Raw genomic sequence first — 11,787 nt, forward strand, 5'->3', positions numbered from 1 at the left:
CGCCCGCGCCGCCGTGGGCCGTGCCGGATGCGGCGCTCGTGGAGCCGGTGTTCGACGACGGTGACGTGATCGGCGCGGTGCTGGTGGCCGGCGACGTCGACCGTCCTCGCGCCGCGATCCTGCAGCAGACGCTGCTCCTGGGCGCCGTCGTGGTGGTGCTGAGCGGGCTCGGCGTGCTTCTCGTGGCCGGGCTCGCGCGGTGGGTGCTCTCGCCGGTGCGACGGCTGGACGAGGCGATGGTGGCGATCGAGCGCGGCGAGATGGATGCCAGGGTCGCAGAGGACACCGGACCCCCGGAGCTGCGGCGCATGACGCGGGTGTTCAACGGCATGGCCGACGAGATCGAACGGGTGATGACGCGGCAGCAGGAGTTCGCGTTGAACGCCTCGCATGAGCTGCGCAACCCGCTGAACGCGCTGCTGCTGCGGGTCGAGCACCTCGCGACCGGCCTCGGAGCGGAGTGGGACGCCGACGTGGAGGAGACGCGTGAGGAGGGCCGGCGGATGAGCCGCATCCTGGAGACGCTGCTCGGGCTGGCCCGCGGCGGGCGCACGGACTCCACGCTGTCGGCCGTCGACCTGGCGGCCGTGGCGTCGCGGCGGCTGGAGGCCTGGCGCGACGTGGCCGAGCATCGGGGCATGACGCTGCACCGCACCGGCGAGGACTCGGTGATGACGATCACGGACCGCACGATCGTGGAGGCCGCCCTGGACGCGGCGATCGACAACGCCGTCAAGTACTCGCCCGCCGGAGGCACGATCGAGATCGGGGCGCGGCGCCACGCCGACGGGTGCCATCTCACGGTGCGCGACCACGGGGCGGGGCTCAGCCGGGAGGACGCGGAGGCGGCGACGGATCGGTTCTGGCGCAGCGCCGACAGCGGCGACCAGCCGGGCACGGGCCTGGGGCTGGCGATCGCGACGGACCTGCTGACGACGGTCGGCGGAGAGCTGCGGGTGAGCTCGGCCGACGGCGGCGGGCTGCTGGTCGCGCTGGTGCTCCCCGCGGAGGGCGCCGCGTGAGCCGGGTGGGGCGCCTGGTCGCCGGACTGCTCGTGACGTGCCTGGCGCTGACGCTCGGGGCGTGTGCGACCCGGTCGGGCGAGTGGGGCGACGAGGAGTACACGATCGCGAGCGGAGGCTCGACGGGTGTGTACTTCGCCTACGGCACCGCGGTGGCCGACGCGGTGTCGAGCGCCAGGACGGTCGACCTGGTGGCGGAGCAGACGGCCGGATCGGTCGACAACCTGCTGCGGGTGAGCGCCGGGGAGGCGCTGCTGGGGTTCGCGCAGGGCGACGCCGCTGCCGACGCGGTGGCCGGGACGGGAGCTTTCACCGAGCCGCAGGACGTGACGGCGGTCGCACGGCTGTACGACGAGTACCTGCAGGTGGTCGTGCGCGGTGACTCCCCGGTGCACGACCTCGCCGATCTCGCCGGGATGACGGTGTCGCTCGGGGCGGAGAACTCGGGGGTCAACGTGATCGCGGGGCGCGTGCTGGACGCGGCGGGGGTGGACGCGGCGTCGATCCGCGACCCCCAGCTCGACCTCGGTGCGTCGATCGCAGCCATGGCGGAGGGCGAGATCGACGGGTTCTTCTGGGTGGGCGGGCTGCCGACCCCGGGGATCGCGCAGCTGGCACGGACCGCGGACGTGCGCCTGCTGCCGATCGAGCAGGAGTGGGTGAACGAGGTCAACGACCGCTACTCGCACGCGTACAGGCCCGCCGACGTGCCGGCGGGAACGTACGGGCTCGCTGCCGCGGTCACCACCCTCGCCGTGCCGAACTACCTGGTCACGGCGGGCTCGACGCCCGCGGGGGTGGTGCGGGATGTGCTGGCGACGCTGTTCGATGCCAGGACGGCTCTCGCGCAACAGGTGCCGGCGGCGGCGCTGCTCGACCGGAGGTCGGCCATCTTCACGGGTCCGGTGCCGTTGCACCCCGGCGCGCAGGAGTACTACCGCGACCTGCGGGGCTGATCCGTGGCGGCCGTCCGGCTGCTCAAGAAATCCTCAAGAAGTCGGACGGCACCCGAGCAGCTCTGCCAGGGTGAGGTCGATCGCACACGATCGGACACCTGCTGCCTGCTGTCGCTGGGAGCGTGGCAGCAGGGCGATCCCACGGCCCGAGGGGGCGGGCCGTGGGGCGACCCTGCACTGCCGCATTGTCGCCGCGATCAGGTGATTACGAACGTGTAAACCTCACCGTGGTGCCTGGAACCGCGCGCAACGCGTGGCTAGTTTGGAGAAATGATGACCTCTGAAACCCCTCTCGTCGTCGTGGAGAACGTCCAGAAGCACTACGGCGAGTTCCAGGCGCTCAGCGACATCGACCTGACCGTGAACACCGGCGAGGTCGTCGTCGTGATCGGCCCGTCCGGGTCGGGCAAGTCGACGCTGTGTCGCACGATCAACCGCCTGGAGACGATCACGAGCGGCTCGATCCGCATCGACGGCAAGGAGCTCCCCGCCGAGGGCAAGGCGCTCGCGCACCTGCGCGCCGACGTCGGCATGGTGTTCCAGTCGTTCAACCTCTTCGCCCACCTCACGATCCTGGAGAACGTGACGCTCGGGCCGATCAAGGTCCGCGGCCTCAAGAAGTCGGAGGCCGAGGCCGAGGCGATGACGCTGCTGAAGCGCGTGGGCGTCGCGCAGCAGGCGAACAAGCTCCCCGCGCAGCTCTCCGGCGGTCAGCAGCAGCGCGTCGCGATCGCGCGGGCCCTGGCGATGCAGCCCAAGGTCATGCTGTTCGACGAGCCCACCAGTGCGCTCGACCCGGAGATGATCAACGAGGTCCTCGACGTCATGGTCGAGCTCGCCCAGGACGGCATGACGATGATCGTCGTCACGCACGAGATGGGCTTCGCGCGCAAGGCCGCCGACCGTGTCGTGTTCATGGCCGACGGCCGGATCGTCGAGGAGGCGAAGCCGGAGGAGTTCTTCACCAACCCGAAGAGCGACCGCGCCAAGGACTTCCTCTCGAAGCTCCTCACCCACTGACCCCACCAGACCCTGCACCCACAGCACACGAAGGAGACGCACATGCGACGCACACGGACACTGGCAGGCATCGGGATCGCGGCGGCGGCGCTGCTCGCCCTGACCGCCTGCAACAGCGGCACCCCGTCCAGCACCGGAGCACCCGAGGACGGCGACGAGGACACCTCGAGCGCCACGCCGTGGACGGTGCTGGAGGACGTCAGCATCGACGGCAGCCCGACCTTCGACCGGATCTCGGAGTCGGGGACCGTCAAGGTCGGCGTCAAGGAGGACCAGCCCGGTCTCGGCTACCTCGACCCCGTGACCGGCGACCGCACCGGCTTCGACGTCGACATCGCGCGCTGGATGGCCGCATCGCTCGGCGTGGACCCGGAGAAGATCGAGTTCCAGGCGATCGCCTCCGCGAACCGCGAGCAGGCCATCGTCAACGGCGACATCGACTACTACGTCGGCACCTACTCGATCACCGACAAGCGCAAGGAGCAGATCTCCTTCGCCGGCCCGTACTTCGTCACCGGTCAGGGCCTCCTCGTCGGCGCCGACAGCGACATCGAGAGCGTGGACGACCTGAGCTCGTCCACCACGGTGTGCTCGGCGACCGGCTCGACCCCGATCCAGAACATCAAGACGAACTACCCCGATGTCCCGACCAAGGAGTACGACACGTACTCCAAGTGCGTCGAGGACCTGAAGAACGGTCAGGTCGACGCGGTCACGACCGACGAGGCCATCCTCATCGGCTACGCCGCGCAGGACCCCGACAACCTGAAGGTCGTCGGCGAGCCCTTCAGCGAGGAGCGCTACGGCATCGGCGTGGCCAAGGGCGACGACGCGCTGGTCGAGTACTTCAACACGCAGCTGACCGACGGTGGCGACATCTGGCAGCAGATCTTCGACAACAACCTCGGTGCCTCCGGTGTGAAGGCGGAGCAGCCCGAGGTCGACCCGGTCGGTTGATCACCGCGGGGCGGGCGGCACGGTCGCCCGCCCCGCTTCCGTCGCCTCATCTGACGTAGAAACGAACCGAAAGGCACAGCAGTGGGAGTGATCTCAGACCACCTCGATCTCTGGGGTGAAGCGCTGTGGGGGACCATCGCGCTGTTCCTCGGCGGTGGCCTCATCGCCGTGGTGCTCGGCCTCATCGTGGGCGCGGCCAGGGTGTCGCCGGTTCCGATCGCGCGCGCCGTCGGCGGCGTGTACGTGAACTGGATCCGCAACACCCCGCTCACGCTGGTGATGTTCTTCTTCGCGTTCTGCCTCCCGATCCTGCTGGGGGAGCGGGTCAACGCTCTGCTCCTCGCCGTGATCGCGCTGGGCCTCTACACCGCCACCTATGTCGCGGAGGCCATCCGCGCCGGCATCAACACGGTCCCGGTCGGGCAGGCGGAGGCCGCACGGGCGATCGGACTGAACTTCGGCCAGGTCATGCGCTACGTCGTGCTCCCGCAGGCGACGCGGTCCGTGGTCCCGCCGCTCATGAGCGTGCTGATCGCCCTCATGAAGAACACCACGGTGGCCGCCGGGTTCTCGGTGGTCAACCTCGGCACCATCCGGGCGGCACTGAGCGAGCGCGGCGAGAACGCGCTGGTCGTGCTGCTGTGGGTCATGGTCATCTTCGTCGTGCTCGTGCTGCTGCTCAGCTGGGTGCAGCGCGTGCTCGAGAACAAGTGGAGGATCGCGCGATGAGTTCCGTCCTGTTCGACGTCCCCGGGCCCCGCGCGGTCGCCCGCAACCGTCTCATCGGCGCCGTCACGGTGCTGGTGGTGCTGGCCGTCCTCGGCTGGGTGGTCTGGCGGTTGTACGCCACCGGCCAGTTCGCCCCCGAGAAGTGGAACATCTTCACCTACTCCGCGGTCTGGGTGCGCTTCGGCGAGGGACTGCTGAGCACCCTGGCCGCCTTCGCGGTCGCGGGGGTCGGCTCCCTCGTGCTCGGTTTCGTCCTCGGCATCGGCCGGCTCTCCGAGCACGCCTGGGTGCGTGAGCCCGTGCGGTGGATCATCGAGATCCTGCGGGCCGTGCCCGTCCTGATCCTGATGATGCTGCTCTACTACGGTCTTCCCGTGCTCGGCGTCAAGATGCCGCCCTACTGGGCCGTGGTCATCGCGCTGATCGTCTACAACGGCTCCGTGCTCGCCGAGGTCCTGCGCGCCGGGATCGAGTCGCTGCCGCGCGGACAGCAGGAGGCCGGTTACGCGATCGGTCTGCGCAAGACGGGGGTCATGTCGCTCATCCTGCTCCCGCAGGCCGTGCGGGCCATGATGCCCGTGATCATCGCGCAGCTCGTGGTGGCGCTGAAGGACACCGCGCTCGGCTTCATCATCACGTACCAGGAGCTGCTGTACGTCATCAACCAGATCGGCAACCAGGCGCCCTACGGCTCGCCGCTGATCCCGGCGGCGATCGTCGGCGGCTCGATGTACGTCGCGGTCTGTCTCCTGCTCTCCTACATCGCCTACCGGCTGCAGCGTCGGGCGAAGCGCTCGCCGAAGGCGGGACCGGTGGAGCCGGACCCCCGCCAGCACGACGGCGAGACGAACACGTCGCTCATCGTGATGCAGCGGGGAGTGGGCAAGCACGACGCGAACAACTCCGGAGGCCCGGGTCTCTGAGTCGCGGCCGGCGCGGGACGCGCGTCCCGCGCCGGTAGACTCGACTCCCGTGTCAGAGTCTCCGGAAATCACCCCCGACGCGGTCGAAGCCGCCGTCGCCGACGCCCTCGCGGCGATCGATGCGGCCGCCGACACCGCCGAGCTGAAAGCCGCCCGAGCCGCGCACGTCGCCGAGGGATCGCCGCTCGCGGTCCTGAACGCCTCGATGCGCCAGGTCGCCCCCGAGAACAAGGCCGCGTTCGGCAAGCTCGTCGGCCAGGGGCGGGGGCGCGTGACCCAGGCGCTCGCGGCGAAGGAGGCCGAGCTGGCCGCCGCCGAGGTCGCCGCACGGCTCGAGGCCGAGCGGGTCGACATCACCGCGGTCCCCTCGCGCACGCGCGTCGGTGCCCGCCACCCGCTCACGCTGCTCCAGGACCAGGTCGAGGACATCTTCGTCGGCATGGGATGGGAGATCGCGGAGGGGCCGGAGCTCGAGCACGAGTGGTTCAACTTCGATGCGCTGAACTTCGACGTCGACCACCCCGCCCGCCAGGAGCAGGACACGTTCTACGTCGACCCGACCTCCCGTCACCTGGTGATGCGCACGCACACCAGCCCGGTGCAGGTGCGCTCGATGCTCGACCGCGAGGTGCCGATCTACGTGCTGTGCCCCGGGCGGGTGTACCGCACCGACGAGTTCGACGCCACGCACCTGCCGGTGTTCACGCAGTTCGAGGGGCTCGTGATCGACAAGGGCATCACGATGGCGCACCTGAAGGGCACGCTCGACCACTTCGCGCGTCAGCTCTTCGGGCCGGAGGCGAAGATGCGCTTCCGCACCAACTACTTCCCCTTCACGGAGCCGTCCGCTGAGCTCGACCTGTGGCACCCGACCTTCAAGGGCGGCGCGCGCTGGATCGAGTGGGGCGGCTGCGGCATGGTCAACCCGAACGTGCTGCGCGCGGCAGGGATCGATCCAGAGGTCTACAGCGGCTTCGCGTTCGGCATGGGCATCGAGCGGGGACTCATGTTCCGCAGCGATGTGCAGGACATGCGCGACATGGCCGAGGGCGATGTCCGCTTCAGCGAGCAGTACGGGATGGTGGTGTGATGCGCGTCCCGCTTTCGTGGCTGCGTGAGTACGTCGATCTGGCTCCGGAGACCACGCCCGAGGATGTCCTCGCGGCGCTGGTGACGGTCGGCTTCGAAGAGGAGGACGTGCACCGCTTCGCCATCACGGGTCCCGTGGTGGTCGGCCAGGTCGTGTCGCTCGAACCGGAGCCCCAGTCCAACGGCAAGACCATCAACTGGTGCCAGGTGGACGTCGGTGAGGAGCACGGCGGCGTCCGCGGGATCGTCTGCGGGGCGCACAACTTCGTCGCCGGGGACAAGGTCGTCGTGACCCTTCCCGGTGCGGTGCTGCCCGGCCCGTTCCCGATCGCCGCGCGAAAGACCTACGGGCACGTGTCCGACGGGATGATCGCCTCCGCGCGCGAGCTCGGCCTCGGCGACGAGCACAACGGCATCGTCGTGCTGTCCGACCTCGGCATCGATGCCCCGGTGGGCACCGACGCCATCGCGCTGCTCGGCCTCGACGACGTCGCGGTGGAGATCAACGTGACGCCCGATCGCGGCTACGCCTTCTCGGTCCGCGGTGTCGCCCGCGAGTACGCCCACGCCACGGGCGCGACCTTCCGCGACCCCGCCGAGCGCGACTTCGCCGAGCTGCAGCCCGGCTCCGGTCACACGACCGTCGTCGACGACCGGGCCCCGGTGCGCGGCAACGTCGGTGCGAGCGAGTTCGTCACGCGCGTCGTGCGAGACGTCGACCCGTCCCGCCCGACGCCGCCGTGGATGATCGCCCGGCTGAGCCTCGCCGGCATGCGGTCGCTGGGCGTGCTGATCGACATCACGAACTATGTGATGCTCGAGCTCGGGCAGCCGCTGCACGGCTACGACCTGGACAAGCTCGCGGGCGGCATCACGGTGCGTCGCGCGACGCCGGGCGAGAAGATGACCACGCTCGACGGCGTGGAGCGTGCGCTGCACGAGGAGGACCTGCTCATCACGGACGAGTCCGGTCCCATCGGCCTCGCTGGTGTCATGGGTGGCGGCACGACCGAGATGAGCGACACCACGCGCAACGTGCTGATCGAGGCCGCGACGTTCGACCCCACGACCATCGCCAGGACGGCCCGTCGCCACAAGCTGCCCAGTGAGGCCTCCAAGCGCTTCGAGCGGGGCGTCGACCCGCTGATCCCCTTCGTGGCCGCGCGTCGGGCGGCCGACCTCATGGTTGAGCTCGCCGGCGGAACGCTCACCGACGAGGGCGGCGCGCTGTTCGCCGAGGTGTTCGTGGGGGACATCGCGCTGCCGGCCGGCTTCGTGCAGGGGCTCATCGGCGTGGACTACACCGACGACGAGATCACGGGCGCCCTCACGACCATCGGCGCCGAGATGACGGAGGCCGAAGACGGCTGGACCGTGATCCCGCCCACCTGGCGACCCGACCTCACCGACAAGTGGACGCTCGCGGAGGAGGTCGCCCGCATCCACGGGCTCGACCGCATCCCCGCGGTCTTGCCGACGCCGCCGTCCGGTCGCGGCCTCACCGCCCACCAGCAGGGTCGTCGCCGCGTGGCGAACGCACTCGCGGCGGCGGGCTTCGTCGAGACGCCGGCCTTCCCGTTCACGACCGAGGCGCAGAACGACCTGCACGGTTCCGCGTCGGGCGAGCACCTGCCGAGCATCCGCCTGGCGAACCCGCTCGACGGGCAGGCCCCGTACCTGCGCCGCTCGCTGATCCCGGGGCTGCTGCAGACCGCGCACCGCAACATCGCCCGCGGCATGACCGACCTGGCCCTCTTCGAGACGGGCCTCGTGTTCCTGCCGGAGCCGGGCGTCGAGTACGGAACCGACGAGGTGCCGCCGCTCGGCGTGCGCCCCTCCGACGAGACGCTCGCCGCGCTCGACGCGTCCATCCCGCCCCAGGAGCGCCACATCGCGGTGCTCCTCACCGGCAACGTGTCGCCGCGTCAGCCGGGTCGTCCCGCCGAGGCGTCGGGGCTGGTCGAGGCGCTCGACGCCGTGCGCGTGATCGCTGCCGCCGCGGGCATCGACATCGACGTGCGACAGGCGCAGCGCGCCGCGCTGCATCCCGGCCGCACCGGGGCGCTCGTCGCGGCCGGCGAGGAGGTCGGCTACGTCGGGGAGCTGCACCCCTCGGTGGCGGAGGACGCCGACCTGCCCGGTCGCGCCACCGTGCTCGAGCTCGACCTCGACCGCATCCTCACCCTCGCGGGGACGCGGATCGTGGCGGCCTCGCTGTCGACGTTCCCCGCGGCCACGCAGGACGTGTCGCTGACCGTGGCCGCCGATGTGCCGGCGGGCGAGGTGCGGGCGGCGCTCGCCGAGGGGGCGGGCGCGCTGCTGGAGTCGGTGCGACTGGTCGACGACTACCGCGGTGAGGGCGTGTCCGAGGGAGCCAAGAGCCTGACGTTCGCGCTGCGTTTCCGCGCCGACGACCGGACGCTCACCGCTGCGGAGGCGACCGACGCCAAGCTGGCGGGTGTCGCGGTCGCGGCGGAGCGATTCGGCGCCGCACTGCGCGACTGATCGACCCCGTCGCGAAGGCCTTCCGCTCTGCCCTGAGCGGAAGGCCTTCCGCCTTTCCCCGGATGCTGCTGACATGGGCACATGACGGATGTGCTGATCCTGGGCGGGACGGGCTGGCTCTCGGGGCGGATCGCCCACGGCTGGCTGGAGGCGGGCGCGGACGTGACCTGCCTCGCGCGCGGGGGGCGTGCCGCTCCCGACGGCGCGGCGCTGATCGTCGCCGACCGGGACGCACCGGACGCCTATGCGGAGGTCGCCCGCCGCGAGTGGGATCACGTCGTGGACGTCTCCTCACGGGCGGCACACGTCGCGGGGGCCGTCGCGGCCCTGGGCGATCGTGCGGCGCAGTGGACGTACGTGTCGTCGATGTCGGTGTACGCCGATGACATGACCGCGGGCGCCGACGAGTCCGCGCCGCGTCACGCGCCGGCGCGTGACGGCCAGGGGGAGGACGACTACGCGGCCCAGAAGGTCGCGGCGGAAGACGCCGTCGCGGCCCTCGGTGCACGCGCGCTCGTCGCGCGTCCCGGGCTGATCGTGGGCGACGGAGACCCCAGCGATCGCTTCGGCTACTGGGCCGCCGCCTTTCTCCGCTCGGCCGACGGTCCGGTGCTCCTGCCGCCCCTCGACGGGAAGACCGCGCAGGTGATCGATGTGGACGATCTGGCGGCGTTCCTCGTGACGGCGTCTCCCGGTTCTCCCGTGAATGCGATCGGCGATGCGCGTCCGCTCGGGGAGGTGCTGGCCGCCGTGCGTCGTGCCGCTGGTCACGAGGGGGCGACGGTGATCGCCGACGCGGATCGGCTGGTGGCCCAGGGCGTGGAGTACTGGATGGGCCCGCATTCGCTCCCGCTCTGGTTGCCCGAGGAGATGACCGGATTCATGACGCGGTCGAACGCCGCCTATCGGGCGCGCGGCGGGGCGCTGCGTCCGCTGGCCGACACGATCGCGCGCGTGATCGACGACGAGCGCGCACGCGGCGTCGACCGGGAGCGGAGGGCGGGGCTGACCCGCGCCGAGGAGCTGCGGATCCTCGCGGCCGTCACGGAGGGACCCGCCGGGGCTCGCTAGACTGCGAGGCAGTGACACGGGGTGCCGCATCCGCGGCTGAGATCACACCCGTCGAACCTGATCTAGTTCGTACTAGCGAAGGGATGTCGCGATGAGCGATCTTCTGCGTCCTGTTTCCACCCCCGACCTCGCCGCCTCGGCGGGAAGACTGCGGGAGGCGCTGCGGCAGTCGCCTCCGTTGACGCACTGCGTCACCAACGCGGTCGTCACGGGCTTCACGGCCAACGTGCTGCTCGCCCTGGGCGCCGCGCCCGCGATGGTCGACATCGTCGGCGAGGCCGAGATGTTCGCCGGTGTGGCCTCCGGTCTGCTGATCAACCTGGGCACGCCGACGCCCGAGCAGCGCGCCGCGAGCGTGGAGGCCGTGACGGGAGCCGCGGCGTCCGGCACCCCGTGGGTGCTCGACCCGGTCGCGATCGGCGTGCTGCCGGTGCGCACGACCCTCGCGCATGAGCTCGCGGCGCGGCGTCCGACCGCGATCCGCGGCAATGCGTCCGAGATCCTCGCCCTGGCAGGCCACACGGCCGGCGGTCGCGGCGTCGACGCGACCGACGGCACCGAGGCCGCTGCCGGGGCGGCGCAGGAGCTCGCCCGCACCACGGGAGCCGTGGTGGCCGTGTCCGGGCCCGTCGACCTGATCACCGACGGCGATCGCGTCGTGCGCATCGCCAACGGCCACGAACTGCTCACGCGCGTGACGGGTGGCGGCTGTGCTCTGGGCGCCGTGATGGCGGCCTTCCTCGGAACCGCTCGGCAGACGGGAGACGATGCGCTCACGGCGGTCGCCGCGGCGACCCTCGTCTACACCGTGGCGGCTGAGCACGCCGCCCCGGTCGCCGCAGGGCCCGGCACTTTCGCTGTCGCGCTGCTGGACGCGCTCGACGCCGTGACCGCGGATGACGTCGCCGCGGGCGCCCGCGTGTCGGAGGAGACCCGATGAGTGCCGACTTCTCGCTGTATCTCGTCACCGATCCCGGGCTGTGCGGGAAGCGCGGTGTGGTCGAGACCGTGCGCCGCGCGGTCGACGGCGGCGCACGCATCGTGCAGCTGCGCGACAAGCACGCCGCGCACGAGGAGACCGTCGAGCAGCTCATCGCGCTCTCCGCCGTGATCGACGGGCGGGCGCTGCTGGTGGTCAACGATCGTCTGGACGCCGCTGTCGAGGCGCGGGCGCGCGGCGCGCGGGTCGACGGCGTGCATCTCGGCCAGGCCGATGCGTCGGTGCGGCGTGCGCGAGAGCTGCTCGGTCCGGACGCGCTCATCGGACTCACCGCGAACACCCGTGAACACCTCGATGCCGTGCGCGCACTGCCGCAGGGCACCATCGATTACCTCGGTGTCGGGGTGATCCGCCCCACGAGCACCAAACCGGACCACCCGGAGCCGCTCGGCGTCGAGGGGTTCGCGGCCTTCGCGGCCGAGAGCCCGCTCCCGTGCGTCGCGATCGGCGGGGTCGGCATCGATGACACCGAGGCGCTCCAGGCCGCAGGCGCGGCGGGGCTCGCCGTGGTCTCC

The 11,787-nt window shown here is 71.2% G+C and carries 11 protein-coding genes and 1 riboswitch; all 11 genes read left to right on the forward strand.

All coding sequences use genetic code 11. From position 1 onward, the window contains the following. The coding region (locus tag DW309_RS00790; protein ID WP_136044249.1) for a sensor histidine kinase at window positions 1–1,022 on the forward strand (1,022 nt) is incomplete at its 5' end. Beyond that, window positions 1,019–1,978 (forward strand): TAXI family TRAP transporter solute-binding subunit, encoded by a 960-nt coding sequence (locus DW309_RS00795; RefSeq protein WP_240753075.1) that lies wholly within the window; start codon window positions 1,019–1,021, stop codon window positions 1,976–1,978. The genes DW309_RS00790 and DW309_RS00795, both read left to right, overlap by 4 nt. Window positions 1,979–2,251: 273 nt before the next feature. After that, on the forward strand, window positions 2,252–2,998 hold the full coding sequence (locus tag DW309_RS00800) for an amino acid ABC transporter ATP-binding protein (RefSeq protein WP_136034321.1): 747 nt from the start codon (window positions 2,252–2,254) through the stop codon (window positions 2,996–2,998). 42 nt (window positions 2,999–3,040) lie between these two features. Continuing rightward, complete coding sequence (locus DW309_RS00805) at window positions 3,041–3,955, forward strand: glutamate ABC transporter substrate-binding protein (RefSeq protein ID WP_136034279.1); 915 nt, start codon at window positions 3,041–3,043, stop codon at window positions 3,953–3,955. A gap of 81 nt (window positions 3,956–4,036) precedes the next feature. Next, window positions 4,037–4,684: an amino acid ABC transporter permease gene (locus DW309_RS00810; protein ID WP_136034277.1), complete on the forward strand. Its 648-nt coding sequence runs from the start codon at window positions 4,037–4,039 to the stop codon at window positions 4,682–4,684. After that, complete coding sequence (locus DW309_RS00815) at window positions 4,681–5,607, forward strand: amino acid ABC transporter permease (RefSeq protein ID WP_136044250.1); 927 nt, start codon at window positions 4,681–4,683, stop codon at window positions 5,605–5,607. The genes DW309_RS00810 and DW309_RS00815 overlap by 4 nt, the downstream gene beginning before the upstream one ends. Window positions 5,608–5,656: 49 nt before the next feature. Then, window positions 5,657–6,697: a phenylalanine--tRNA ligase subunit alpha gene (pheS, locus tag DW309_RS00820; protein WP_136034273.1), complete on the forward strand. Its 1,041-nt coding sequence runs from the start codon at window positions 5,657–5,659 to the stop codon at window positions 6,695–6,697. Further along, window positions 6,697–9,201: a phenylalanine--tRNA ligase subunit beta gene (pheT, locus tag DW309_RS00825; protein ID WP_136044251.1), complete on the forward strand. Its 2,505-nt coding sequence runs from the start codon at window positions 6,697–6,699 to the stop codon at window positions 9,199–9,201. Before pheS ends, pheT begins: the two co-directional genes overlap by 1 nt. 81 nt (window positions 9,202–9,282) lie before the next feature. Then, window positions 9,283–10,272 carry an NAD-dependent epimerase/dehydratase family protein gene (locus DW309_RS00830; protein WP_136044252.1) on the forward strand — a complete coding sequence of 330 codons (990 nt, stop codon included), beginning with the start codon at window positions 9,283–9,285 and terminating at the stop codon, window positions 10,270–10,272. A 7-nt stretch (window positions 10,273–10,279) separates the two neighbouring features. After that, a riboswitch (TPP riboswitch) is annotated at window positions 10,280–10,373 on the forward strand. Beyond that, entirely contained in the window at window positions 10,364–11,212 is an 849-nt protein-coding gene (thiM, locus tag DW309_RS00835) for a hydroxyethylthiazole kinase (RefSeq protein WP_136044253.1), read from the forward strand. (Overlaps the previous riboswitch by 10 nt.) Further along, window positions 11,209–11,787: thiamine phosphate synthase (gene thiE / locus DW309_RS00840; RefSeq protein WP_136044254.1), on the forward strand; the 579-nt coding region annotated here is incomplete at its 3' end. The genes thiM and thiE, both read left to right, overlap by 4 nt.

Origin of the sequence: Microbacterium sp. K41 (assembly GCF_004794395.1) — a bacterium.
In the GTDB taxonomy this organism is placed as follows: domain Bacteria; phylum Actinomycetota; class Actinomycetes; order Actinomycetales; family Microbacteriaceae; genus Microbacterium; species Microbacterium sufflavum.

What these genes read in the sequence shown, in the direction of transcription:
- thiM (WP_136044253.1), top strand. Translation starts at nt 10,364, where the DNA reads ATGAGCGATCTTCTGCGTCCTGTTTCCACCCCCGACCTCGCCGCCTCG.
- DW309_RS00805 (WP_136034279.1), top strand. Translation starts at nt 3,041, where the DNA reads ATGCGACGCACACGGACACTGGCAGGCATCGGGATCGCGGCGGCGGCG.
- pheT (WP_136044251.1), top strand. Translation starts at nt 6,697, where the DNA reads ATGCGCGTCCCGCTTTCGTGGCTGCGTGAGTACGTCGATCTGGCTCCG.
- DW309_RS00830 (WP_136044252.1), top strand. Translation starts at nt 9,283, where the DNA reads ATGACGGATGTGCTGATCCTGGGCGGGACGGGCTGGCTCTCGGGGCGG.
- DW309_RS00815 (WP_136044250.1), top strand. Translation starts at nt 4,681, where the DNA reads ATGAGTTCCGTCCTGTTCGACGTCCCCGGGCCCCGCGCGGTCGCCCGC.
- DW309_RS00800 (WP_136034321.1), top strand. Translation starts at nt 2,252, where the DNA reads ATGACCTCTGAAACCCCTCTCGTCGTCGTGGAGAACGTCCAGAAGCAC.